General features: G+C 72.4%; 22 protein-coding genes. 15 read left to right on the top strand and 7 right to left on the bottom strand.

The window, feature by feature from the left end; genetic code table 11:
• Nucleotides 1–6 precede the first annotated feature (6 nt).
• Both aceB and ACZ58V_RS12215 read right to left on the bottom strand, forming a co-directional pair.
• The gene (gene aceB / locus ACZ58V_RS12220) at nucleotides 7–1,632 is read right to left on the bottom strand and encodes a malate synthase A (protein WP_468183568.1); all 1,626 of its coding nucleotides are present in this window, start codon (nucleotides 1,630–1,632) and stop codon (nucleotides 7–9) included.
• A 208-nt stretch (nucleotides 1,633–1,840) separates the two neighbouring features.
• Nucleotides 1,841–2,455, bottom strand: coding sequence for a nucleotidyltransferase family protein (locus ACZ58V_RS12215; protein ID WP_471289854.1), 615 nt, complete (start codon nucleotides 2,453–2,455; stop codon nucleotides 1,841–1,843).
• Nucleotides 2,456–2,650: 195 nt separating this feature from the next.
• Here ACZ58V_RS12215 and ACZ58V_RS12210 point away from each other — a divergent pair, with 195 nt between their 5' ends.
• Nucleotides 2,651–2,980: a DUF5955 family protein gene (locus tag ACZ58V_RS12210; protein WP_468183574.1), complete on the top strand. Its 330-nt coding sequence runs from the start codon at nucleotides 2,651–2,653 to the stop codon at nucleotides 2,978–2,980.
• A gap of 22 nt (nucleotides 2,981–3,002) precedes the next feature.
• On the opposite strand, the gene allR is transcribed toward ACZ58V_RS12210, so the two are convergent.
• Nucleotides 3,003–3,800 (bottom strand): allantoin degradation transcriptional regulator AllR, encoded by a 798-nt coding sequence (gene allR / locus ACZ58V_RS12205; RefSeq protein WP_261678563.1) that lies wholly within the window; start codon nucleotides 3,798–3,800, stop codon nucleotides 3,003–3,005.
• Between the two features lie 240 nt (nucleotides 3,801–4,040).
• Between allR and allB the strand changes: the two genes are divergently transcribed.
• Both allB and alc read left to right on the top strand, forming a co-directional pair.
• Nucleotides 4,041–5,381 carry an allantoinase AllB gene (gene allB / locus ACZ58V_RS12200; RefSeq protein ID WP_471289853.1) on the top strand — a complete coding sequence of 447 codons (1,341 nt, stop codon included), beginning with the start codon at nucleotides 4,041–4,043 and terminating at the stop codon, nucleotides 5,379–5,381.
• Between the two features lie 50 nt (nucleotides 5,382–5,431).
• Entirely contained in the window at nucleotides 5,432–6,547 is a 1,116-nt protein-coding gene (gene alc, locus ACZ58V_RS12195) for an allantoicase (RefSeq protein WP_471289851.1), read from the top strand.
• 97 nt (nucleotides 6,548–6,644) lie between these two features.
• Here alc and ACZ58V_RS12190 read toward each other — a convergent pair whose 3' ends face one another.
• Nucleotides 6,645–7,424, bottom strand: coding sequence for an SDR family oxidoreductase (locus ACZ58V_RS12190; protein ID WP_468183584.1), 780 nt, complete (start codon nucleotides 7,422–7,424; stop codon nucleotides 6,645–6,647).
• Nucleotides 7,425–7,589: 165 nt separating this feature from the next.
• Between ACZ58V_RS12190 and ACZ58V_RS12185 the strand changes: the two genes are divergently transcribed.
• Both ACZ58V_RS12185 and ACZ58V_RS12180 read left to right on the top strand, forming a co-directional pair.
• Nucleotides 7,590–8,216 carry a dihydrofolate reductase family protein gene (locus ACZ58V_RS12185; RefSeq protein ID WP_468183587.1) on the top strand — a complete coding sequence of 209 codons (627 nt, stop codon included), beginning with the start codon at nucleotides 7,590–7,592 and terminating at the stop codon, nucleotides 8,214–8,216.
• Nucleotides 8,217–8,301: 85 nt separating this feature from the next.
• Nucleotides 8,302–8,697: a guanyl-specific ribonuclease gene (locus ACZ58V_RS12180; RefSeq protein WP_471289850.1), complete on the top strand. Its 396-nt coding sequence runs from the start codon at nucleotides 8,302–8,304 to the stop codon at nucleotides 8,695–8,697.
• 48 nt (nucleotides 8,698–8,745) lie between these two features.
• Here ACZ58V_RS12180 and ACZ58V_RS12175 read toward each other — a convergent pair whose 3' ends face one another.
• Nucleotides 8,746–8,946, bottom strand: coding sequence for a hypothetical protein (locus ACZ58V_RS12175; protein WP_436726360.1), 201 nt, complete (start codon nucleotides 8,944–8,946; stop codon nucleotides 8,746–8,748).
• Between the two features lie 179 nt (nucleotides 8,947–9,125).
• On the opposite strand from ACZ58V_RS12175, the gene ACZ58V_RS12170 reads away from it, so the two are divergent.
• The 5 genes from ACZ58V_RS12170 (at nucleotide 9,126) to ACZ58V_RS12150 (ending at nucleotide 15,789) form a co-directional block, all read left to right on the top strand.
• Entirely contained in the window at nucleotides 9,126–10,400 is a 1,275-nt protein-coding gene (locus ACZ58V_RS12170) for a sensor histidine kinase (RefSeq protein ID WP_471289849.1), read from the top strand.
• Nucleotides 10,401–10,474: 74 nt separating this feature from the next.
• Entirely contained in the window at nucleotides 10,475–11,608 is a 1,134-nt protein-coding gene (locus tag ACZ58V_RS12165) for a macro domain-containing protein (protein WP_471289847.1), read from the top strand.
• The gene (locus ACZ58V_RS12160) at nucleotides 11,599–12,255 is read left to right on the top strand and encodes a hypothetical protein (protein ID WP_468183599.1); all 657 of its coding nucleotides are present in this window, start codon (nucleotides 11,599–11,601) and stop codon (nucleotides 12,253–12,255) included. Before ACZ58V_RS12165 ends, ACZ58V_RS12160 begins: the two co-directional genes overlap by 10 nt.
• Nucleotides 12,256–12,257: 2 nt before the next feature.
• Nucleotides 12,258–12,932 (top strand): RES family NAD+ phosphorylase, encoded by a 675-nt coding sequence (locus tag ACZ58V_RS12155; RefSeq protein ID WP_471289845.1) that lies wholly within the window; start codon nucleotides 12,258–12,260, stop codon nucleotides 12,930–12,932.
• Nucleotide 12,933: 1 nt separating this feature from the next.
• Nucleotides 12,934–15,789: a CHAT domain-containing protein gene (locus ACZ58V_RS12150; RefSeq protein WP_471289844.1), complete on the top strand. Its 2,856-nt coding sequence runs from the start codon at nucleotides 12,934–12,936 to the stop codon at nucleotides 15,787–15,789.
• Between the two features lie 7 nt (nucleotides 15,790–15,796).
• Here ACZ58V_RS12150 and ACZ58V_RS12145 read toward each other — a convergent pair whose 3' ends face one another.
• Nucleotides 15,797–17,692: a caspase family protein gene (locus ACZ58V_RS12145; protein WP_468183608.1), complete on the bottom strand. Its 1,896-nt coding sequence runs from the start codon at nucleotides 17,690–17,692 to the stop codon at nucleotides 15,797–15,799.
• Nucleotides 17,693–17,862: 170 nt separating this feature from the next.
• Between ACZ58V_RS12145 and ACZ58V_RS12140 the strand changes: the two genes are divergently transcribed.
• Nucleotides 17,863–18,933 carry a hypothetical protein gene (locus tag ACZ58V_RS12140; protein WP_471289843.1) on the top strand — a complete coding sequence of 357 codons (1,071 nt, stop codon included), beginning with the start codon at nucleotides 17,863–17,865 and terminating at the stop codon, nucleotides 18,931–18,933.
• A gap of 25 nt (nucleotides 18,934–18,958) precedes the next feature.
• Complete coding sequence (locus ACZ58V_RS12135) at nucleotides 18,959–19,645, top strand: response regulator transcription factor (protein WP_468183614.1); 687 nt, start codon at nucleotides 18,959–18,961, stop codon at nucleotides 19,643–19,645.
• A 37-nt stretch (nucleotides 19,646–19,682) separates the two neighbouring features.
• Here ACZ58V_RS12135 and ACZ58V_RS12130 read toward each other — a convergent pair whose 3' ends face one another.
• A complete protein-coding gene (locus tag ACZ58V_RS12130; protein ID WP_468183617.1) occupies nucleotides 19,683–20,705 on the bottom strand; it encodes a Gfo/Idh/MocA family protein in 1,023 nt (340 codons plus the stop codon).
• Between the two features lie 128 nt (nucleotides 20,706–20,833).
• Here ACZ58V_RS12130 and ACZ58V_RS12125 point away from each other — a divergent pair, with 128 nt between their 5' ends.
• The 3 genes from ACZ58V_RS12125 (at nucleotide 20,834) to ACZ58V_RS12115 (ending at nucleotide 23,447) form a co-directional block, all read left to right on the top strand.
• On the top strand, nucleotides 20,834–21,571 hold the full coding sequence (locus ACZ58V_RS12125) for a GntR family transcriptional regulator (RefSeq protein WP_468186072.1): 738 nt from the start codon (nucleotides 20,834–20,836) through the stop codon (nucleotides 21,569–21,571).
• A gap of 149 nt (nucleotides 21,572–21,720) precedes the next feature.
• Nucleotides 21,721–22,869, top strand: a complete 1,149-nt coding sequence (locus ACZ58V_RS12120; RefSeq protein WP_468183620.1) for an ROK family glucokinase — start codon at nucleotides 21,721–21,723, stop codon at nucleotides 22,867–22,869.
• Entirely contained in the window at nucleotides 22,866–23,447 is a 582-nt protein-coding gene (locus ACZ58V_RS12115) for a sugar kinase (RefSeq protein WP_468183623.1), read from the top strand. Before ACZ58V_RS12120 ends, ACZ58V_RS12115 begins: the two co-directional genes overlap by 4 nt.
• Nucleotides 23,448–23,517 lie beyond the last annotated feature (70 nt).

The following is a 23,517-nucleotide window of genomic DNA, read 5'->3' as shown; positions in this document are numbered from 1 at the left end:
CGCGCGTCAGCCCTTGAGCTGCTCGTACGCCGGCAGTGTCAGGAAGTCGGCGTAGTCCTCGTCGAGGGAGACCGTCAGCAGCAGGTCGTGCGCCTGCTGCCAGTTGCCGGCCGCGAAGGCCTCGTCGCCGATCTCGGCGCGGAGGTTGGCGAGTTCCTCGGCGGCGACCTTGCGGGCCAGCTCGGCGGTGACCTGCTCGCCGTTGTCGAGGACGACCTCCGCGTTGATCCACTGCCAGATCTGCGAGCGGGAGATCTCGGCGGTGGCCGCGTCCTCCATCAGGTTGAAGATCGCGACCGCGCCGAGTCCGCGCAGCCAGGCCTCGATGTAACGGATGCCGACCTGCACGGCGTTGACCAGACCCGCGTACGAGGGCTTGGCGTCGAGCGAGTCGATGGCGATCAGGTCGGCCGCCTTGACGTCGACGTCCTCGCGCAGCCGGTCCTTCTGGTTGGGCTTCTCGCCGAGGACCTTGTCGAAGGACTCCATGGCGATCGGCACCAGGTCGGGGTGGGCGACCCAGGAGCCGTCGAAACCGTCGTTCGCCTCGCGGTCCTTGTCGGCACGGACCTTCTCGAAGGCGACCTTGTTGACCTCCGCGTCCCGGCGGGACGGGATGAAGGCCGCCATGCCGCCGATCGCGTGCGCGCCGCGCTTGTGGCAGGTGCGGACGAGGAGTTCGGTGTACGCCCGCATGAACGGGGCCGTCATCGTCACCGCGTTGCGGTCCGGGAGGACGAACTTCGCTCCGCCGTCACGGAAGTTCTTGACGATGGAGAAGAGGTAGTCCCAGCGGCCCGCGTTCAGCCCGGAGGCGTGGTCGCGCAGCTCGTAGAGGATCTCCTCCATCTCGTACGCGGCCGTGATCGTCTCGATCAGCACGGTCGCGCGGACGGTGCCCTGTGGGATGCCGACGTACTCCTGGGCGAAGACGAAGACCTCGTTCCAGAGGCGGGCCTCCAGGTGCGACTCCGTCTTGGGGAGGTAGAAGTACGGGCCCTTGCCGAGGCCCAGCAGGCGCTCGGCGTTGTGGAAGAAGTACAGGCCGAAGTCGACCAGCGCGCCGGGTACCGGGGTGCCGTCCGCGTCGACGAGATGACGCTCGTTCAGATGCCAGCCGCGCGGGCGCATGACGACCGTGGCGAGTTCCTCGTTCGCCTTCAGGGCGTACGACTTGCCGGACTTGGCGTCCGTGAAGTCGATGTTCCGGGTGTAGGCGTCGCTCAGGTTGAGCTGGCCGAGGACCACGTTCTCCCAGGTGGGCGCGGAGGCGTCCTCGAAGTCCGCGAGCCACACCTTGGCGCCCGAGTTGAGGGCGTTGATGGTCATCTTGCGGTCGGTGGGGCCGGTGATCTCGACCCGGCGGTCGTTCAGGGCGTCCGGACTCGGGGCGACCCTCCAGGAGTCGTCGGCGCGGATCGCGGCGGTCTCCGGGAGGAAGTCGAGGGTGGAGGTGCGGGCGATCTCGGCGCGGCGCTCGGCGCGGCGGGCGAGGAGTTCGTCACGCCGGGGCGTGAACCGCCGGTGCAGCTCGGCCACGAAGGCCAGCGCCGCTTCGGTGAGGACCTCCTCCTGCCGCGGCAGGGGCTCGGCGTCGACGATGGCCAGCGGTGACGGCGCTGGTGCGGACATGAACGGTCACTTCCTTCAGCGAGCTACGAAGACGAGCCTGCGGTGCGGCACCGGGTGCCAGTCTTCCCGGATACGGGCGTTCGGCGCCCGTGGAGCCCTCGGGCGCTTCTGAACTGTGGATACTAGTTTCCTCATAGTGGAAGTTCAATCGTGTGTTGACGTCGAGACTCTTCGGGTCGAGGAAAGGTGGCGCTCCGTGCCACCCCGCTCACTCAAGGTGGGCCAGATCGGCCTCGGTGTCGATGTCGAAGGGCCGGGCCACGTCCCCGCACTCGACCAGCGCGATCGCCGGCTCGTGTTCCTTCAGATAGGCGCGTGCCCCCCGGTCCCCGGTGGCAGTCGCGGCGATGCCCGCCCAGTGGGCGGCGCCGAACAGGACCGGATGGCCCCGCACCCCGTCGTACGCGGCCGACACCAGCGACTCCTCGCCCTGGTGTGCCCCGAGGACCCGGGCCACCGCCTCCGGGCCGATGCCGGGCTGGTCGACGAGCGAGACCAGGGCGGCCCGGGCGCCCGTACCGGCGAGCGAGTCGAGCCCGGCACGCAGAGACGTGCCCATGCCCTGCTCCCAGTCGGGGTTGTCGACGAGTACGCAGCCCGGCAGGGCGGCCCGTTCGCGCACCTCTTCGGACCGGGCGCCCAGTACTACGTGGACCCGTGTGCAACCCCCCTCCCGCAGCACCCGCACCGCGTGCTCCACGAGCGGCCGCCCCCGATGGAGGAGCAGTGCCTTGGGTCGCCCTCCGAGTCGTCGCCCGCCACCGGCGGCGAGCAGTACCCCGGCAACCTCTCGGGCCTCTCCCGGCGTCTTGCGTGTCGTCATGGATCCTGCATACCGCACGATCTCGGGCCGAGAAGTTACGCAGCGGAGCAAGTCGATGACGCAATGGACTGGCGCCTGGTGGGCCCTGTCGTTTAATCTCGCCCGCACCGACCGTCCGGGCGTCCGGCCGACGCCCGGTGTGGGGGACTTCGCGTCGGAATGGCACGCGCACGACGAGGTGCGAGGGGGAGGACTGTGTTGCGGAGCGTGGAGCAGAAGCGGCAGGGGTCTGTGACCAGCGGCGACGAGGACCCGCGCGTGACGGAGCTGCGCTCCGCCGTGTCCGGGCTGCGCCGCCGGCTCGCCGCCCATCCCGGCGATTTCGCCGACCGGACCATCGCCGAGGAGGAACTGGCCGCGCTGGACGCGATGGCCGTCGCCGGCATCCCCGAGATCCCGCGGCTGCGCCGCTCCCTGCTGCTGATCGCCGGCGCGATCGGCTCGGTGAGCGCGCTGTCCCCCGGCCTGTCGGAGGTCCGCCGGGCCGTGGACCTCTTCGGGGGGCCGGTGCGCGGCGAGGGTTAGGACGCCGCGCTCGCGCTGAACGTCAGGCCGGGCTCTGGCTGGCCAGGGCCTCCGACAGTTCGGCGGCGACCTGCTGGAGCACCGGCACGATCTTGTCCGTCGCCGCCTCCGTGACCCGGCCCGCCGGGCCGGAGATGGAGATGGCCGCGGCGGTGGGGGAGTCGGGCACCGAGACCGCCAGGCAGCGGACCCCGATCTCCTGCTCGTTGTCGTCGATCGCGTAGCCCTGCCGGCGTACGTCCTCCAGCGCCGCGATGAACCCGTCGGGCGTCGTGATCGTCTTCTCCGTCGCGGCGGGCATGCCCGTGCGGTGGAGCAGGGCGCGCACCTCCTCCGCCGGGAAGCTCGCGAGCAGGGCCTTGCCCACGCCCGTGGAGTGCGGCAGCACACGCCGGCCGACCTCCGTGAACATGCGCATCGAGTGCTTCGACGGCACCTGTGCGACGTAGACGATCTCGTCCCCGTCCAGCAGCGCCATGTTCGCCGTCTCGCCGGTCTCCTCGACCAGCCGGGCGAGGTAGGGCCGCGCCCAGGTGCCCAGCAGCCGGGAGGCCGACTCGCCGAGACGGATCAGGCGCGGACCGAGCGCGTACCGCCGGTTCGGCTGCTGGCGTACGTACCCGCAGGCCACCAGGGTGCGCATCAGACGGTGGATGGTCGGCAGGGGCAGCCCGCTGCTCGCGGACAACTCGCTCAGGCCGACCTCGCCACCCGCGTCCGCCATCCGTTCGAGCAGGTCGAAGGCGCGCTCCAGGGACTGTACGCCGCCGTTGGCGGAGGACCGGGCGGAGTCGGTGGTGCTGGCGCTGGACGTCGGCACGGCGCGTTCCTTTCGGGGCTGGCGGCGGAAGAGCAGAAGCCTACCCGGCAGTCGGTTGACTCCCCGCTCGTACGTAGCTACGTTCTGCGTGCTGGAAGTTTAATTCCGCTTTGTGGAAACGTCCAGGAGTGGCCACGTGAAGGGCGCCCAAGTCCAGTGTGCCCTTGACTGGCACGGGAGAGGGAGTGAAACTCCTTCAACAGAAAGTTGAATTCCGGTAGGTGGAAGTAAGGGGTTCGGGTGTCCGACACTGAACTGGTGCTTCGCTCGACGCGTGTCATCACTCCCGAGGGGACGCGCGCCGCGTCCGTCGCGGTCGCCGACGGCACAATCACGGCCGTCCTCCCCTATGACGAACTCGTGCCGGAGGGCGCCCGCCTGGAGGATCTGGGCGATCACGTCCTGCTGCCCGGCCTGGTCGACACCCACGTCCATGTGAACGACCCCGGCCGCACCGAGTGGGAGGGCTTCTGGACCGCCACCCGCGCCGCGGCGGCCGGCGGCATCACGACCCTCGTCGACATGCCCCTCAACTCCCTCCCGCCGACCACGACCGTCGCGCACCTGCGTACGAAGCAGCGGGTCGCCGCCGACAAGGCGCACATCGACGTCGGCTTCTGGGGCGGAGCCCTGCCCGACAACGTCAAGGACCTGCGCCCGCTGCACGAGGCCGGAGTCTTCGGCTTCAAGGCGTTCCTGTCGCCGTCCGGCGTGGACGAGTTCCCGCACCTCGAGCGCGACCCGCTGGCCCGCTCCATGGCCGAGATCGCCGCCCTCGACGGCCTGCTCATCGTGCACGCCGAGGACCCCCACCTGCTCGCCTCCGCCCCGCAGCAGCCCGGCCCCAGATACGCCGACTTCCTCGCCTCCCGCCCCCGGGACGCCGAGGACACCGCCATCGCCCAGCTCATCCGCGAGGCGAAGGCCCTCCACGCGCGCGTGCACATCCTGCACCTGTCCTCCAGCGACGCCCTGCCGATGATCGCCGAGGCCAAGGCGGAGGGCGTCCGCATCACCGTGGAGACCTGCCCCCACTACCTGACCCTCACCGCGGAGGAGGTCCCGGACGGCGCCAGCGAGTTCAAGTGCTGCCCGCCGATCCGAGAGTCCGCCAACCAGGACCTGCTCTGGCAGGCGCTGGCCGACGGCACCATCGACTGCGTCGTCACCGACCACTCCCCGTCCACCGCCGACCTGAAGACGGACGACTTCGCGACGGCGTGGGGCGGCATCTCCGGACTCCAGCTGAGCCTGGCGGCGGTGTGGACGGCGGCCCGCGAGCGCGGTCACGGCCTGGAGGACGTGGTCCGCTGGATGTCCACGCGGACCTCCGAACTCGTCGGACTCGACACCCGCAAGGGCGCCATCGCGGCGGGCCGCGACGCCGACTTCGCCGTCCTGGCGCCCGACGAGACCTTCACCGTCGACCCGGCGGCCCTCCAGCACCGCAACCACGTCACGGCGTACTCGGGCAAGACCCTGTACGGCGTCGTGAAGTCCACCTGGCTGCGCGGGCAGCGCATCGTCGCGGACGGCGAGTTCACCGAACCGAAGGGCCGACTCCTGACCCGGCACCCATAGACCTCCCCGCACCCGCATCCACCGGCCGACTCCCGAAAGGCACCCATCCCGTGACGGCGATTCCCAGCTTCACCGGCGACTCGAACCCCTACGGAGGCGGCGACCCGTACGCGGACTACCGCACCGCAGACTTCCCCTTCACCCAGTACGCCAACCTCGCCGACCGGCGCCTCGGGGCCGGTGTCCTCGCCGCCAACGACGAGTTCTTCGCCCAGCGCGAGAACCTGCTGGTGCCCGAGCCCGCCGAGTTCGACCCCGAGCACTTCGGGCACAAGGGCAAGATCATGGACGGCTGGGAGACGCGGCGGCGGCGCGGCGCCTCCGCCGGGCACCCGTGGCCGACGGCCGAGGACCACGACTGGGCACTGGTGCGTCTCGGCGCGCCCGGGGTGATCCGCGGGATCGTCGTCGACACGGCCCACTTCCGCGGCAACTACCCGCAGGCGGTGTCCGTCGAGGGCACCTCCGTGCCGGGCTCCCCGTCGCCTGAGGAACTCCTCGGGGACGACGTGAAGTGGACGACCCTGGTCCCGCGCACCCCGGTCGGCGGCCACGCGGCGAACGGCTTCTCCGTCGCGGTCGAGCAGCGCTTCACCCACCTGCGGGTGAACCAGCACCCCGACGGCGGCATCGCCCGCCTGCGCGTGTACGGCGAGGTCGTCCCGGACCCCGCGTGGCTGGAGACGCTGGGGACCTTCGACGTCGTCGCCCTGGAGAACGGCGGGCAGGCGGAGGACGCCTCCAACCTCTTCTACTCGCCCGCCTCCAACACCATCCAGCCGGGCCGCTCCCGCAAGATGGACGACGGCTGGGAGACCCGGCGCCGCCGCGACCAGGGCAACGACTGGATCCGCTACCAACTGGCCTCCCAGGCGCGGATCCGCGCCCTGGAGATCGACACCGCCTACCTCAAGGGCAACAGCGCCGGCTGGGCGTCCGTGTCGGTCAAGGACGGTGAGGGCGGCGAGTGGCGCGAGATCCTGCCCCGCACCCGCCTCCAGCCCGACACCAACCACCGCTTCGTCCTCCCGGAGCCGGCCGTGGGCACGCACGCGCGCGTGGACATCTTCCCGGACGGCGGCATCTCCCGGCTGCGTCTGTTCGGCTCCCTGACGGAAGACGGCGCGAGGCGTCTCGCGGCGCGTCACCAGGAGCTGGGCGGCTGAGCCGACCCCGACCCATGGGGCGCACCGGCCTGACAGCACCGGTGCGCCCCATGTGCCTCACGTGCGTCCCATGTACCTCACGTGCGTCCCACGTGCCTCACGCCGCGTGCCCGCCGTCCACGGCGAACTCCGCACCGGTCACATACGTCGCCCCGGCCAGATAGGCGACCATGGACGCCACCTCACCGGCCGTTCCGTACCGGCCCAGCGCGGTCATCGCGGCCTGGCCGGACGAGTACGGCCCGTCCGCCGGGTTCATGTCGGTGTCGATCGGGCCGGGCAGGACGAGGTTCGCGGTGATCCCGCGCTCGCCCAGCTCCCTCGCCAGGGCCTTCGTCAGACCGGCCAGGGCGGCCTTGCTCATCGCGTAGAGCGTCCCGCCGGGTCCCGGCACGCGTTGTGCCATGCAGCTGCCGAGGGTGATGATCCGGCCGCCCTCCGGCATCCGCGCGGCGGCCGCCTGGGAGGCCAGGAAGACCGCCCGTACGTTGACGTCGAGGACACGGTCCACATCCGTGAGCGACAGGGTCTCCAGCGGCCCGAGCAGGCCCACGCCCGCGTTGTTCACCAGGATGTCGAGGCCGCCCAGCGCCTCGGCCGCCGCGGCCACCACACCGGCGGCCTCGGCGGCGTCCGCCGAATCCGCCCGCAGCGCCACCGACCGGCGCCCCAGCGCCTCCACGGCCCGAACGACCTCCTCGGCCGCCTCCTTGCCGTGCACATAGCCGACGGCCACGTCCGCGCCCTCCTGGGCCAGCCGCAGTGCCGTCGCCGCGCCGATGCCACGGCTCCCGCCGGTCACGAGAGCCACCTTGCCGTGCAGGGCTTCCTGAGCAGTCGCTCGAAAGGTCGCCTGAGAAGTTCCTTGTGAAGTCATGTCTCCATCCCAGCCGCCGCCCGACGGCGACGCTGGCGGCGAACGGACATCGAGGTCCCCGGCGACACGCGCGTGGCGTACGGCCCAGCGATGAGTTGCGGGTGCCGACGGTGTCTGAACCCATGACAACGGATCCTCTTCGTTCCGGACAGGAAGGCACCCGCCATGGGCAAGCTCGTCTCCACCCTCTTCGTCACCCTCGACGGCGTCTACCAGGCCCCCGGCGGGCCGAAGGAGGACACCCGCGGGGACTTCCCCCACGGCGGCTGGAGCTTCTGGTACGCCGACGAGGACTTCGGCCGGTTCGTCAACGACGTCTTCGCGCGCCCGGACGCCTTCCTGCTCGGGCGCCGTACCTACGACATCTTCTCCTCGTACTGGCCGAAGGTGACCGACCCGGCCGATCCGGTCGCCTCGAAGCTCAACTCCCTGCCGAAGTACGTCCCTTCCTCGACGCTGAAGGACCCCGACTGGGCGGGCACCACCGTGCTCTCCGGGGACCTCGCCGAGGAGGTCACCGCCCTGACGGAGCGCACCGACGGTGAGGTCCAGGTGCACGGCAGCGGCGCCCTCGTCCGCTCCCTGCTGTCGCTCGACCTCGTCGACACCCTCCATCTGCTGACCTTCCCGGTCGTTCTCGGCACCGGGTTCCGGCTGTTCCCGGAGGGTGCCGTACCGACCGCGTTCCGGCACCGGGGAGGGAGCGTCTCCGGCGCGGGCGTCTCGATGCAGACGTACGACCTGGCGGGCCGCCCGGAGTACGGGGAGTACAAACTTCCGGAACAAGGTTAACTTCCCGCAAACTCATCGGACTTGAAGGGAAAATCTCCGCGCTTGACATTGACATGCCACTATCTACGCGCGTCATCATGAGCGCATGAATCTCCCCCCACGCACCTCGCGGCTCGGCGCAGCAGCCGCCCTTGTGTCCGCTCTCCTCATCGGCGGGACCGTCTCCGCCACCACGGCCGACGCGGCCCCCACCGCCGTCGGCGACATCTGCTACAGCAAACTGCCGTCCCAGGCCCACGACACGCTCGACCTGATCGAGCAGGGCGGCCCCTACCCGTTCGAGCAGGACGGCACCGTCTTCCAGAACCGGGAGCGCATCCTGCCCCAGCAGTCGACCGGGTACTACCACGAGTACACGGTCATCACCCCGGGCTCCTCCAGCCGCGGTGCGCGGCGCATCGTCACCGGTGAGGAGAACCAGGAGGACTACTACACGGCCGACCACTACGAGTCGTTCGACCTGGTCGACTACGGCTGCTGACCCGTGCGGCCGCCGCGGTGAACGCCGGCCGGAGGTCCGCCCGGACGCTCAGGCGGACTTCCGGCTCCCGGCCGCCGCGAACAGGGCGACGCCCAGCACGAGCAGCGTGACGCTCGCGTAGATCTCGTAGCCGTCGAGGAACCCCAGTCGTTGCACGAGCCCCCAGTTCCAGTCGGTGAACTCGTGCACCAGGCCCGCCACGCCCTGGACCAGGGCGAGGAAGCCGAGAATCTCCAGTACCTGCTTCATTCCACGAGCCTCGCCCCGCGGACCCCCCACGCGCGTCGGCCGCGGGGCGGACATCCGGGAACCGAAGTCCCTGTCCGGGCCCGGCCGGCCCCGTCGAAAGTCCCCGGTGTGACGACTTTGGTCGACGATCCCGCCCGGGAAGCGGTGGAACGGGACCGGACTGCGTAGGTTTGTCGATCGTGAGTGGTGACAACGCGGGGCAGGCCGCCCCGGTGCCGCCGGGGGAGACGCCCTCGCTTTTCACCGGGCGCAGATGGTTCATCCCCTCCGCCCTGCTGCACGAACTCGACCCCGACACCGAACGGGGCGGGCGGCGGCCCCGGCGCACCGCACGCGACTGGGTCGTCGACTTCTGCTGCTTCCTGCTCGCCGTGCTGGTGGGGATGGTCGCCGTAGAGGCACTCGTCAAGAACCCCCATGTCCCGGAGGGACTGGCCGTCGTCGACCAGGTGATCGGCGCGCTGGCCTGCGCGTCGGTCTGGCTGCGCCGCCGCCGGCCGCTGGGGCTCGCCGTGGCGCTGACTCCCGTCACCCTCGTCTCGGACACCGCGGGCGGTGCGGCCGTGATCGCCCTGTTCACCCTGGCGGTGCACCGCCCCTTCCGGTACGTGGCCTGGGTGGGCGGCGCCAACGTCGCGCTGATCCCGCTGTTCTACTGGCTGCGCCCCGACGGGGACATTCCCTACCTGGTGAGCGTGGTCTTCGCCGTGTTGCTCACGGTGGCGATCGTCGGCTGGGGCATGTTCGTACGGGCCAAGCGGCAGTTGATGGTGAGCCTCAGGGACCGTGCCCGGCGTGCCGAGACGGAGGCGCGGCTGCGGGCCGAGCAGGCGCAGCGGCTCGCCCGCGAGGCCATCGCGCGGGAGATGCACGACGTGCTCGCCCACCGGCTGACTCTGCTCAGCGTGCACGCGGGGGCCCTGGAGTTCCGGCCCGACGCGCCCCCGGCACAGACCGCGCGGGCGGCGGGCGTGATCCGGGAGAGCGCGCACGAGGCCCTCCAGGACCTGCGGGAGATCATCGGCGTGCTGCGGGCGGACGAGCCCGACGACACGGGCAGACCGCAGCCGACCCTCGGGGCGCTGGACACGCTGGTCGCCGAGTCCCGCCAGGCCGGCATGAAAGTCTCCCTGGACCAGCGCGTGGGTGACCCCGCCGCCGTCCCGTCCTCCGTCGGCCGCACCGCCTACCGCATCGCCCAGGAGGGCCTGACCAACGCCCGCAAGCACGCGCCCGGCACGGAGGCCACGGTGTCCGTCACCGGCGCACCGGGCGACGGCCTCACCGTCGTCGTGCACAACCTGCCCCCCGAGGGCGAGGTGCCCCCCGTACCCGGCTCCGGCCAGGGGCTGATCGGCCTGACGGAACGGGCGACCCTGGCGGGCGGCCGCCTGCGGCACGGGCATACACAGGAGGGCGGGTTCGAGGTGCGGGCGTGGCTGCCGTGGGCGTGACGGGCCGGCTCGTCCGACGGGCAGGGCCCCCATGGCCCTTGTGGCCGGTGAGGCGGGCGGCGGATCATGGACATATGTCGCCTGGTGCACCGCAGTTCGAGGTCGCGTCCGTGTTGAGGGAGGTGAAGACGGTCCGGGTCGAGGGACTGGTCCGGATCCGGGAGCTCCAGGTCCCGCTGCTCCGCCGGGCGGCCGCCGCGCACTCCGCCGCCGTCACCGACGCCTGGCCCGTCGAGGTGGAGAACCTGCTGCGCACGGCTGTGTCCCGGCTCGGCGGCGGCGACCTGGAGCAGGCGGCCGGCTACTCGCTCGGCCTGGCGCCCGGCCTGCGCGACCGCCCGGCGGCGGACCGGCGCCGGCTCGCCGCCCAGGTGTACAGCGTCAGCGTCGAGCGCTTCCGCAAGAGCCAGGAGGAGATGGTCCTGGCCCAGATCGCCGAACAGGTGTGCTGGCTGGCCGGCATCGGCCCGCAGCGCGCGGCGACGACGCCCCAACCACCGCTCCTCGCCCCGCACTTGCAGCACCGCTTCCTCCGCGTCGGATCCCGCGAGGTACTGCTGCACGTCCACCCCGTCGAACTCCTCCGGAACGTCGACGTGATCGTCTCCCCGACCAACACGCACCTCTCCCTGCCCGCGATGTTCAAGGCCTCCGTGTCCGCGTCCCTGCGCCGCGCGGGTGCCGTGCGCGGCCCGGCCGGGGACGTCACCGCCGACCCCGTGCACGACGCGCTGCTCGGCTGGCGTACGGCGAACGGGCTGCTGGGCCGCCCCGCACTGCCCGGCACGGTCGCCCCCACCGAGCCGGGCGCCCTCGCGGCCCGGGGCGTCCGCCGTCTCTACCACGCCGCCGTCGCCGTCCCGAGGCCCGGCACCAACGACTACGACGTCGCCGCCCAGGACGTCGCCACGGCCGCCGCCCGCGCCCTGGCCCTGCTGTCGGAGGAACGCGCCGCCTTCACAACGCCGTTGCGGTCGATCTGCTTCCCCCTGCTCGGCGCGGGCCGCGGCGGACTTCCCCCGCAGACCGGCGTCAGCGCCCTGTGGGCCGCGCTGGACGCCGGCACCGACCCGGACACCGACCTCCACCTCGTCGTCCGCCGCCCCCTGGTCGCCGACCTGCTGGCCGAGACGCTGGGCGCGCGCGAACGGCCCCCGGCCGCACACGGATTATCCGACACCGAGGAGAAAGGACACAGGTGCGGGTGAACCCCTTCATGGTGCTCGCCGCCGCCGCGGCCGACTGGCACCGACTCTCCGCCCTGCTCGAACCGGGCGCCCGGCGGACGCTGAGCGAGCGGTTGTCCCGACTGCGAGCCGGGGCGGACGCCTCGGACCCGACCGCCGTCCTGGCCGCCGCCGAGACCCTCCTCGACGCCCTCCCCGCCGACGAGTCCGCCCGACTGCGCCGGCACGGCGACACCGGGCGGTTCACGGCGCAGCCCCAGGCCCAGCAGCTGTACGAGGGATACGCGGCGGCCGACCTGTGCATGCTCGTCCTCGACGGCAACCCCATGGTCGGACCCGTCCTGGGCCCCGTCCGCGAACGCCTGCTGAGCGAACCGTCCACGCCCTGGACCGAGAGCGCCGACCCACGGCTGATCGCCCTCTCCGGCCCGGACGGCCGCAGACGGCTGCCCCTCTTCCAGTTCGAGGCCGGGGCCATGCCCTGGCGGATCCTCCTGGAGGTCAACTCCGTCCTGCGCGCCGCCACCGACCCGTGGGGCGCCGCCGACTGGTGGCTGTCCCGTACGACATGGTGGGACGGCACCCCGGCGGCCCTGCTGGGCCGTGGCCGCGACGCCGAACTGCTCGGCGCGGCAAGGGAACTGGCCGGCCCCGAGGGGGAGGAGTAGCCATGGGCAAGTACCCGCCGCCCGAGTCCCTGCCGGGCGAACCGACCCGAGCCGTGCTGCGCGCCGGCACACCGGTCTACCGCGTGCACTCCACCCACCGCGCGCCGACCGCGTACAACGCCCGCCCCTCGCACGCCTTCTACTACGGCGGCCGTTTCGACAGCACCCCCTACGACCGCTACGGCTACCTCTACGTCGGCTTCGGCGTCGGTGCCGCCGTCTGCGAGGTGCTGCTGCGCTCGCTGCCGTTCGACTCCGACGCGGGCCACCGGCTGCTGCCCCGCGTGGCGTTCGAACGCCGCAGCCTGTCCTTCCTCAGGCTGGCCGCCGACATCGAGGTCGTCTCGCTGATGTCCGGCGCGGATCTCGCGGCGGTGGCGCAGGACGCGTGGCTGGTGCACACCGAGGGCGCCGACTATCCGCAGACCCGCGACTGGGGCCACTGGATCCGCCGGCGGACCGACCCCTGGGCCCAGGGTTTCGTCTGGCCGTCCAAGCGCGAGCCCGCCGACCGGGTCGCGATCCTCTTCGACGACCGGGGCGGGCCGCCGGCGCTGGAACCCACGGGCGCGCCCGGCGTCGACTTCGGGACCGAGGAGGGGGAACGGTGGCTCAACGGAGTGCTGGCGCCGTATCGGACGCGAACCGCGCCGCGGCCCGGTGGACGGGGGATGTGAGATGACGACGCCGTACAACCTTCAGGCGCTGGTGTGGGAGATAGAGCAGCGGGCGAAAGGCGTCGTCAGCGGCGAGGACCTGGCCGGGATGACCGAGCTGGTGCTGGACCGGCTTGGCTGTACGACGGCGCGGCAGGCCTACGACCGCCTCTACACGGACTGGGTGGCGCTGCCCCGCGGCACCGTCATGTCCGGTCTCCAGGCCGGACAGGTCCTCAGCGTGCTGCCGATGCTGCGACTCGAACGTCCGCTCGTCGACGAGCGACGGGAGGAGGAATTGTGGCAGGAGATGTGGGAGCACGGGCCGGCGGACGAGACCTGGCGGGCGAGTGTCGTCGTCAAGCACAGTGCGTGGGGCCTACGGCACCTGACCGATCCCGCCCGGATGGAGGCGGCACTCGCCCGGATCGAACAGGCCCGGGCCGTGCACCCTCCAGGCACCCGGATCCGGGAGAACCTCGACATGGCCCACGCCGGCCTGCGGACGTATCTGGGTCAACTGGGCGGCGGCGAGGACGACTTCGACACAGCTGTCGATGACCTGGCCCGACTCGTGGCGAACTCGGACATGGAACCGGACCAGCGTCCGGCCATGAACGCCCAGATCGCCCTGTTCCGGATCCACCAGGCCTTCCGCCGCTCGGACGAGGCGGCCCTGGCCGACCAGATTCGCGTGCTCGAGCTCGCCATGGCGCAATTGCCCGCCGACCACATGGACCGGTTCGCGTTCGAGTCCCACCTGGAGGCCGCCCGGGGATCTCTGACGTTCCTGCGGGCGCAGCGCACCGGCAGGTTCGAACCCGCCGCCGAAGGGGCGGGCGCCGCAACGCCGACACACGAGATCCGCCGCCAGATCGCCACGCTGCCGCGCAACGCCCAGGCCGACAGACTCGGCGAGGCGGGCTTCGCGGTGGGGCAACGGGCCCTGCTGGCCATGGACCACCAGGGGATGCTGGAGGCCATGGAACTGCAGGAAGCCGCACTGGACCTGCTCGAACCGGACGACGACCGGTGGATCCGGGTCACGGGGGCGCTGGGCGTGGCCCACTGCACCATGGCCGGACTCCACTTCGCGCCTCCGGCCGACCGCCCCCACCACCTCGACCAGGGCATCGCCTGGCTGCGGCACACCCTGAAGCTCACCGGCGGGCCGCACCACCCCTTGTGGGGCGGCACCGGCATCACACTGGCCAAGGCCTACCGCCTGCGCGGCGACGAGTACGCGCACGACGCCCGCACGAGACGCCTGAACTACGACGCCTCCCGCCGCGTCGGCCTCGAATGCCTGCGCGCGGCCGCCTGGAGCTCCCTGCTCCAGTCCGGTACGGCCCATGCCGCGCAGACGGCCCGGATGGCCGGCGGCCAGGCCCTCGACGTGGCGCGCTGGTGCCTGGCCGACGGCGCCCACGCCGACGCCGTACGGGCCCTGGACGCGGGGCGCGGCCTCGTCCTGCACGCCGCGACCGTGGTCACCACCGTGCCCGACATGCTGAGGGAACTGGGCCGGACGGAGCTCGCGCAGGAGTGGCAGGCCGCGGGCAGCGTGCCCGAGCTGGGGGAGGAGATGCTGTTCACCGGTCAGGCCGCGGTCGCGGGGCCCTCCAGCCGACTGCGCCGTCGGGTCCTGGAGGCGCTGGCCGACTCCCCCCGGCAGCAGGGCCTGCTGGATGTGCCCTCACCCGGGGACATCGGCGGTGCGCTGGGCACGATGGGCGCGACGGCGCTGGTCTACCTGGTGCCCGGCGACGGGAACGTGCCCGGACTCCTCGGCCCGCAGCACGGCTCCGGCGCGGCCGTCATCGTCAGGGCCGACGGCAGCGCAGACGCCCTCGACCTGCCCGGCCTCACCCTCGACGCACCCCAGCTCACCGCCTACCGCGCCACCGGCACCCCCGGCCGCGACGCCGGCGGCCCGCCCGAGGTCGACACCCTGCCCGGGCCGGCCCCGAGCCCCGCCACGAGCCGCGCCGCCCTGGAGCAGGTGTGCGCCTGGGCCGGTACGGCGGTGATGGAACCGCTGCTGGGCCGGCTCCCGCGCGGCTACGGCCGGGTGCCGTCCCTGGTGCTCGTCCCCATGGGCGACCTCGGCGTCGTGCCCTGGCACGCGGCACGCGTGCGAGGCCGGCGCAGGTCGCGGGCATACGCCTGCGAGGAGGTGGACATCTCCTATCTGCCCTCCGCCCGGCTGCTGTGCGACGTGGCCGCGCGCCCCGCCGCAGTCACCCGCCAAACCCTGGTCGTCGGCAATCCGACCCGCGACCTGCACCACGCCGGTGAAGAGGCCGAGGCCGTCCACAGCGTCTTCCACCCCGAAGGCGACCTGCTCGGCCCCGGTGCCGCCACGCCCGCCGCCGTCACCGACTGGCTGCGCCGGCAGCAGGGCGGACTGCTGCACCTCGCCTGCCACGGAGTGGTGCGCCAGGGCGAGCGGCACAGCGCCTATCTCGCCCTGTCCGCCGGGCGGTTGGCGGCCGAGGAACTGACCGAGGGCGCGACCCGCTACCGCGGCCTCGACCTGGTCGTCCTCGCCGCCTGCCGCACCAATGTCTCCGGGCACGGCTACGACGAGGCGTACAGCCTGTCCACCGCGTTCCTCGTCGCGGGCGCCCGCTCGGTCATCGGCTCCCTGTGGCCCGTACCCGACGCGGCGACGTCCCTGCTGATGTACATGACCCACCACTTCATGAGCCACGAGCGCCTGCCGCCCGGAGCGGCGCTGCGCAGCGCCCAGTCGTGGATGCTGAACGAACGACGCGAGGCGCCGCCCGGCATGCCGGACCGGCTGCGGGCCCGGGTACGGCACATCGACGGCGACGACCTGACCGCGTGGGCGGGCTTCACCCACCTCGGTTGGTGACGGCTCCTCACACCTCGGTGCGTACGACCACCTGGGCCGTCCCCCACCGGGCCGCCCCGTAGGCCGGACCGCCCGCGTCCCGGGCGTCCTTGCTGCCCGCCCCGATCAGCCGCAGCAGGCTCCCTCCACCGGCCGGGGCCGGGCTGAGGCGTGCGCCCGAGGGGGCGGCGGAGGACCAGGCGGGCAGCCGGAAGGGCGCGAGGTTCAGCTCGTCCTCCGCGACGATCACCTTCAGCCAGTCCCGGGTGGAGGCACCCCGCACCTTCGAACGGCCCGGCGGCAGCCGCAGCCACACGGGCTGCCCGCGCCGCGCCCACCCGACCCTGCCGTCCCCGATGAACTCGCCCTCGAACAGGTGCGGGGACGAGGCGTAACCGTCCGTCAGGTCGAGGAGCACCGCCCACAGCCGACGTCCGGAGAAGTTGTGGATCCCGACCCGCACCTGCGGTTCACCGCCGTCGGATGTGTAGGCGCAGACGATCTCCCCGTCCGCCGAGTGACGCAGACCGCCCACCGGCGTCTCCTCGACGGTGATCCGTACCAGCGACGACAGCAGCGGATCGGGATTGGCCAGGTCCCGGATGTGGTGCCAGCGGGCGATGTGCGCGAGGCAGTCGGTGACGCCGGACGCGTCCGTGGGGGACTCCAGCGGCAGGTCGGGCACGGGATGCCCGGCGCCGCCCGACACCCGCGCCCGGCCGTACCCGGCTTCCACATGCAGGCGCAGAACCCCTTCCGCCGCGGGTGGCGCGTCCGGCTCCAAGGCCAGCGCGGGCACCGCCGCGACGGCCTCCGCGACCAGACGTACGGCGGCCGGCTCACCGGACAGCGTCACCACGGCCGGCGGGAACGCCATGGCCGACGGGGTGACGGCGTGCGCCACCTGCTCGTCCTCGGCGGTCGGTTCCCAGTCGACCGGGTCCACCAGAGCCGACTCGGTCCGCACCTCCCGGACCACGACCGTGCGCTCCCCGGCGGCTCCGGCGTCTCCCGCGTCTCCCGCGTCTCCGGACAGGGTGAACTCGGCGCCCGCGAACCGCAGCCCGTGCGCCGCACCGCAGTTGACCTCCCAGCCCCACCCCGTGTGCCGCAGCAGGAACGGCGAGGCCGGCACAGGCTCGCCGGACAGGAAGCCCCCGTCCTCCGGACCGCGCAGCTCGGGATGCTGGACATGGCCACTGAAGCGCACGCGCGCGTGGGCGAGCGCGTGCACCTCCCCGTACGTGGTCGTGGGACCGAGACCGTCGAGCGCGCTCAGCAGCGCATGACTGAACAGGCCCCGGGTCCGCCCGTCGATCACCTTCTCGTGCGCCAACTCCTGCGGACGGCATGCGGCCAGCAGGACATGCCGACCCGGCTCGGGTCCCGCCCCGCCGCTCTCGCGCGACCCCGTGTGCCACCACGACTGCCAGGGCACGCCCCGGACCGCCGCACCGGCCGGACCGGCCGCACCGTCTGCGTACTCCCTCGTCGCCCCGCCCGAGTGGCAGCAGTCCAGCACCGCGACGACATGGGTGCCCCGGGCGGCGATCCTGTCCAGGCGCGCCCCGAGATCGGTGTCCTGAAGCACCGGCTGCCCGCCCGGGTCGAGGCTGTCGTGGCACACCAGCGCCTGGGACCAGCCGGTGGCCTCGCCCGGGTCGGTGGTCGGGCTCTGGCTGCCGTGCCCGCTGAACCACAGCAGCGCGGTGTCACCCGGACCACTGCGCCCCAAGTGCTCGTCAAGTGCCGCGAGCACCGCCGCCCGGGTCGCCCGGTCGTCGTACAGCGTCCGGACGCGAGACTGCGGACCGGTCCTGCCACGCAGCCAGTTCTCCGCCGCCCGTACGTCGTTGACGCAGCCGCGCAGCGGCGCGCCGGGGTAGTCGTCGATGCCCACGAACAGGGCGTACACGGTGCGCATGCGGTGATCCTTTCAGGTCCGGCCGGGCGCGGGCAGGGCGTTTCCGGGGCGCATACCGGGCGCCCGTGCGTAACCCCATGACCCCTCGCGCCGCAGCCGGTTGACTTGACTGCGGAGATGGCTGATGTTGGTGCCGCCTTCAGCACCGCGAGTAACGGAAGGAACACCACGTGAGTTTCGGGGGACCCGCCAACCCGTACCAGCCGCCCGGCCCGCCGGCCGGGGGACCGTACCCGCCGCCTCCGGCCACGGGCCCCTACGTACCGCCCCAGCCGGGCCCGGCACCGTACGGCTACCCGCAGCCACAGCCGTATCCCCATCCCCATCCCTATCCGTACCCACCGCAGCCCCACCCGGGGCCGGCGCCGGCGCCGGGCGGTCTGCGCGGTGGCGAATGGCCCTCGCTGCGCCAGTTGTTGCGGCAGGGGCGGTCGAACACCTCCGGCTGCCTGTGGCTGGTGCTGCTCGCCCCGTGCACCTGGTTCGCGTTCCTGCCGCTCGTGGTCGGCTACTCGTTCGCGCGCTCGGCCCGCAACCGGGCCCACCGGCTCTTCCCGCGGCACGGGCACCGGGCCGTCGACGACCGGCACGTCACGCGCGTCCAGAAGGTACGGGCCTGGACCGCGGCCGCCATGTCCCTGATGCTGCTCGCCGCCTACGGCAAGCCGGAGGACGTCGCCGAGGCCCAGGAGCAGTACATGATGCGGCTGGCGGTCACCCCGCCGCTGCTGCTCCTGAGCGCGCCCGTCGTGATCGCGGTGCTCTTCCGCTGGGCGTCGGCGCAGAGACGGTCGGCGATGCGCGCCAGTGTGCGGGCCGCCCTGCGGTCGGCCGGGTGGTACGTCGGCGCCGTGACGGCCCTTCCGCTGCTCGGCGGGGCGATCATCCTGCTCGGCCGGAACCGGTCGCCCTCCGCCGGGGCGTCGGAACCCGCTCCCTGGCTGATCCTCGCGGCGGCGCTGCCCCTGGTCTGGCTCCTGTTCTTCATCGGCTTCGCCACCGGCCCGGCCATCCGCACCGGTTTCAACACCTCGTCCGTGCACGCGGCGCTCCCCGCCCTGCTGACCGGCACCCTGGTGTGGGAGTTCGCGGTCATCAGCCTGGTCGCGGGCGGTCTGCCGCCCGGCCCGCCGGTGATCCAGGCCCTCGCCGTCCTCGGCGGCCCCGCCTCGGTGACGGCGGTGGTCTGGTGGGAGGTCCGCCGCCTGCGCACCCTGTACGGCGTGACCCTGCGCGCCTGAAAGCGGCCGTGATTACGTAACGCCCATGACTGCGATCAGAGTTCTCCTCGTCGACGACGATCCGCTGGTGCGGGCCGGACTGTCCTTCATGATGGGCGGCGCCGACGACATCGAGATCGTCGGGGAGGCCGCCGACGGCGGCGAGGTGGAGGCGCTCGTCGACCGCACCCGCCCGGACGTCGTGCTCATGGACATCCGGATGCCGACGGTGGACGGTCTCACGGCCACGGAGCGGCTGCGCGCCCGCGAGGACGCCCCGCAGGTGGTGGTGCTCACCACCTTCCACGCCGACGAACAGGTGCTGCGGGCGCTGCGTGTGGGCGCCGCCGGTTTCGTCCTCAAGGACACCCCGCCCACCGAGATCCTCGCGGCGGTGCGCCGGGTCGCGGCGGGTGATCCGGTCCTGTCGCCCAGCGTCACCCGTCAGCTGATGCAGCACGTGGCCGGCACCGCCGCCGACACGCGTCGCGCACGCGCGCGTGCGCGTATGGCCGTCCTCAACGACCGCGAGCGCGAGGTCGCCGTGGCGGTCGGCCGGGGCCTGGCCAACGCCGAGATCGCCACCGGCCTCTTCATGAGCGTCGCCACCGTCAAGACCCACGTCTCCCGCATCCTGGCCAAGCTCGACCTCAACAACCGGGTGCAGATCGCGCTGCTGGCGTACGACGCGGGGCTTCTGGAGGAGGAGGGGGAGGACCACGAGGGGCACTGACCCCCCGGCGCCCGGTCGTCTTCGTACCGTTCCGCCGTCACGCGAACGTCTGGGCGGCCCCGCCGGGGATCTCCGCCAGACGCACCGCCCTGCGCTCCCGGCGCGACAGCTCGCACGCCTCGGCGATGCGCAGGGCCTGCAGCGCCTCGCGCCCGTCGCAGGGGTTGGCCCGCTCCCCCCGGACGACCTCGACGAACGCGTTCAGCTCCGCCTCGTAGGCCGGGCCGAAGCGCTCAAGGAAGCCCGTCCAGGGCTTGTCGGCGGCCGGCGGCCCGGTCGGTTCGGTGGACGCGATCGGCGTACGGTCGTCCAGGCCGACCACGATCTGGTCGAGCTCCCCGGCGAGCTCCATGCGCACGTCGTAGCCGGCCCCGTTCATCCGGGAGCCGGTGATCGTGGCGAGCGTGCCGTCGTCGAGGGTGAGGAGCGCGGCGGCGGTGTCGACGTCGCCGGCCTCGCGGAACATCGCCGGCCCCGCGTCGGACCCGGCCGCGTACACATCGGCCACCTCCCGGCCCGTCACCCAGCGCAGGACGTCGAAGTCGTGGATCAGTGTGTCCCGGTACAGCCCGCCCGACAGCGGCAGCCACGCGGCGGCCGGCGGCGACTGGTCACTGGTCAGCGCCCGGACGGTGTGCAGACGCCCCAGCCTGCCGGATCGCACGGCCTCGCGGGCGCCCGTGTAGCCCGTGTCGAAGCGGCGCTGGAAGCCCATCTGGAGGACCGTCCCGACCGTCTCGACCTCGGCGATCGCGCTCAGGGTCCCCGGCAGATCCAGCGCGATGGGTTTCTCGCAGAACACCGGCAGGCCCGAGCGTGCTGCCCGACCGATCAGTTCGGCGTGGGCGGACGTGTTGGTCGTGATCACCACGGCGTCGACCCCCCAGCGGAAGATCTCCTCCACGCCCGGCGCCGCCGTCTCACCCAGCCGGTGCGCCAGATCCTGGGCCCGCGTGGGGTCCGCGTCCGTGAGGATCAAGGACCCGACGTCGCGGTGCCGGCTGAGCGTGTTCGCGTGGATCGTGCCGATGCGGCCCGTCCCGATGACCCCGATGCGCATGAAAACAAAGTGCGTCCACAGCCCGCCGCTGTCAATCTGTTTGTCCGGACAATCTGACTACACAACTTCCCGTCAACAACGCACGGAGCTACGCTCGGCCCGTGCCGAAACCAGGAGTGGACCCGACCGTGCAGCTCGAGCTGAGCGTGGACCGCAGCTCTCCCGTGCCGTTGTACTTCCAGCTGTCCCAGCAGCTGGAGGCAGCGATCGAGCACGGCACGCTGACCCCCGGCAGCCTGCTGGGCAACGAGATCGAACTCGCGGCCCGGCTCGGCCTGTCCCGGCCGACCGTCCGCCAGGCCATCCAGTCGCTCGTCGACAAGGGCCTCCTCGTACGCCGCCGCGGCGTGGGCACCCAGGTCGTGCACAGCCAGGTCAAGCGCCCGCTGGAGCTCAGCAGCCTCTACGACGACCTGGAGGCGGCGGGCCAGCGCCCGGCCACGAAGGTCCTGGTCAACACGCTCGAGCCCGCCTCCGCCGAGGTCGCCGCCGCACTCGGTGTCGCCGAGGACAGCGACGTCCACCGCGTGGAACGCCTCCGCCTCGCCCACGGCGAGCCCATGGCCTACCTCTGCAACTTCCTGCCCCCCGGCCTCATCGACCTCGACACCGGCCAACTGGAGGCCACCGGCCTCTACCGCCTGATGCGAGCGGCCGGCATCACCCTCCACAGCGCCCGCCAGTCCATCGGCGCCCGAGCGGCGACACCGCCGGAGGCGGAGCGACTCGCCGAGGAGACCGGGGCCCCGCTTCTGACCATGCAACGCGTCACGTTCGACGACACGGGCCGAGCAGTGGAATACGGCACACATACCTACCGCCCGACGCGTTATTCGTTCGAGTTCCAGCTGTTGGTACGCAGCTGATTTTCCAGGGGCGCGGGGCTGTGTCGATTTGCGGCTCCGCCGCGTGGGCGCGAGCAGCCAACCACTCACCCGCACCCGGCAATGATCCGCACCACCCCGCCCCTGCCCCGCTCCGCACACACCCCCACGGTGAGGCAGAATCGGGCCCGATGAGCACCTACCGCGACTTCACCGCCCCCATCGGCTCCCGCCGTGCCACGGCACTCCGCACCGTCGGCACCCGGGAGCGCCGCTCACACCTGACGGCACCCCGCGTGCCGACGGTCGGCATCGACATCGGCGGTACGAAGGTGATGGCGGGCGTCGTCGACGCCGACGGCAACATCCTGGAGAAGCTCCGCACGGAGACCCCGGACAAGTCCAAGAGCCCCAAGGTCGTCGAGGACACCATCGCCGAACTGGTCCTGGACCTCTCCGACCGGCACGACGTGCACGCCGTCGGCATCGGCGCGGCCGGCTGGGTCGACGCCGACCGCAACCGCGTGCTGTTCGCCCCCCACCTGTCCTGGCGCAACGAGCCGCTGCGCGACCGCCTGGCCGAGCGGCTCGCCGTGCCCGTCCTGGTCGACAACGACGCCAACAGCGCCGCCTGGGCCGAGTGGCGCTTCGGCGCCGGCCGCGGCGAGGACCACCTCGTCATGATCACGCTGGGCACCGGCATCGGCGGCGCGATCCTGGAGGACGGCCAGGTCAAGCGCGGCAAGTACGGCGTCGCCGGAGAGTTCGGCCATATGCAGGTCGTGCCCGGCGGCCACCGCTGCCCGTGCGGCAACCGCGGCTGCTGGGAGCAGTACAGCTCCGGGAACGCCCTGGTCCGCGAGGCACGCGAGCTGGCCGCAGCCGACTCGCCGGTGGCGTACGGGATCATCGAGCACGTCAAGGGCAACATCTCCGAGATCAGCGGCCCGATGATCACCGAGCTGGCCCGCGAGGGCGACGCCATGTGCATCGAGCTGCTCCAGGACATCGGCCAGTGGCTCGGCGTGGGCATCGCCAACCTCGCGGCCGCCCTCGACCCCTCCTGCTTCGTGATCGGCGGCGGTGTCTCGGCCGCCGACGACCTGCTGATCGGCCCCGCGCGGGACGCGTTCCGCCGGCATCTGACGGGCCGCGGCTACCGCCCCGAGGCCCGCATCACCCGGGCCCAGCTCGGCCCCGAGGCCGGCATGGTCGGCGCCGCCGACCTGGCCCGCCTGGTCGCCCGCCGCTTCCGCCGCGCCAAGCGCCGCCGCGTGGAGCGGTACGAGCGCTACGAGCGGTACGCGCAGTCCCGCCGCAGTACCCAGGAGACGCCGTGACCGCTTCGCTGCCCCACCAGGGCCCATGGCCCGACGAGCCGGAACGCCCGGTCGAGGGCCGCCACCACATGATCCGCCGCAGGGCGCTCACCCTGCTGATCATCGTGCTGCTCATCGGCATCCCGGCCGGCTACCTGGTGATCTCCGCGAACCAGAGCCGGGACAGCGGCAAGGACAAGGAGGCGAAGTACTCGGCGACCGGCCTCACCGAGGGCTGGCCCTCCAAGCTCCAGCGCCGGATCTACCAGGTGCCCGTCCCGCACCCGGCCTGGCACGTGGCGTACTACGAGACCAACAACTGGAAGACCAGCCGCCTGTACGCCCAGTTCGAGACCAACGCGGCCGGTCTGGACGCCTATCTGACGGGCCTCGGCCTGACCCGCGACGACCTGAAGAAGGGCCACGTCACCATCGGCGCCCGCGACCGGAAGGTCACCGGCTGGAAGTTCGCCGACAACGGCCTGTGGTCGGGTGTCGTCAACCGGCAGAAGAATCCGGCCCCCACGCATGACGTGGTCGTGGACCTGTCCAACCCGGCCTACCCCTGGGTGTTCGTGGTCTCCCGGACCGTGCCCTGACCCGAGGCCCGGCGGGCCGGTGCGGTCGCCGGGGCCGATTGTCAGACCCCGCCCGTAGAGTCGGAGACGA

It is taken from the genome of Streptomyces sp. NPDC040589, from assembly GCF_055594445.1.
The sequence above is the reverse complement of the archived record's forward strand: the minus strand, read 5'-3'. Positions and strand labels throughout refer to the sequence as shown.

Bases quoted from the DNA above. Each gene is read 5' to 3' on its own strand.
- ACZ58V_RS12175 (WP_436726360.1), bottom strand. From the start codon at position 8,946: ATGAAGCAGGTACTGGAGATTCTCGGCTTCCTCGCCCTGGTCCAGGGC.
- ACZ58V_RS12185 (WP_468183587.1), top strand. From the start codon at position 7,590: ATGGGCAAGCTCGTCTCCACCCTCTTCGTCACCCTCGACGGCGTCTAC.
- ACZ58V_RS12145 (WP_468183608.1), bottom strand. From the start codon at position 17,692: ATGCGCACCGTGTACGCCCTGTTCGTGGGCATCGACGACTACCCCGGC.
- ACZ58V_RS12215 (WP_471289854.1), bottom strand. From the start codon at position 2,455: ATGACGACACGCAAGACGCCGGGAGAGGCCCGAGAGGTTGCCGGGGTA.
- ACZ58V_RS12135 (WP_468183614.1), top strand. From the start codon at position 18,959: ATGACTGCGATCAGAGTTCTCCTCGTCGACGACGATCCGCTGGTGCGG.
- ACZ58V_RS12190 (WP_468183584.1), bottom strand. From the start codon at position 7,424: ATGACTTCACAAGGAACTTCTCAGGCGACCTTTCGAGCGACTGCTCAG.
- ACZ58V_RS12165 (WP_471289847.1), top strand. From the start codon at position 10,475: ATGTCGCCTGGTGCACCGCAGTTCGAGGTCGCGTCCGTGTTGAGGGAG.
- ACZ58V_RS12150 (WP_471289844.1), top strand. From the start codon at position 12,934: ATGACGACGCCGTACAACCTTCAGGCGCTGGTGTGGGAGATAGAGCAG.
- ACZ58V_RS12180 (WP_471289850.1), top strand. From the start codon at position 8,302: ATGAATCTCCCCCCACGCACCTCGCGGCTCGGCGCAGCAGCCGCCCTT.
- ACZ58V_RS12120 (WP_468183620.1), top strand. From the start codon at position 21,721: ATGAGCACCTACCGCGACTTCACCGCCCCCATCGGCTCCCGCCGTGCC.
- ACZ58V_RS12155 (WP_471289845.1), top strand. From the start codon at position 12,258: ATGGGCAAGTACCCGCCGCCCGAGTCCCTGCCGGGCGAACCGACCCGA.
- aceB (WP_468183568.1), bottom strand. From the start codon at position 1,632: ATGTCCGCACCAGCGCCGTCACCGCTGGCCATCGTCGACGCCGAGCCC.
- ACZ58V_RS12130 (WP_468183617.1), bottom strand. From the start codon at position 20,705: ATGCGCATCGGGGTCATCGGGACGGGCCGCATCGGCACGATCCACGCG.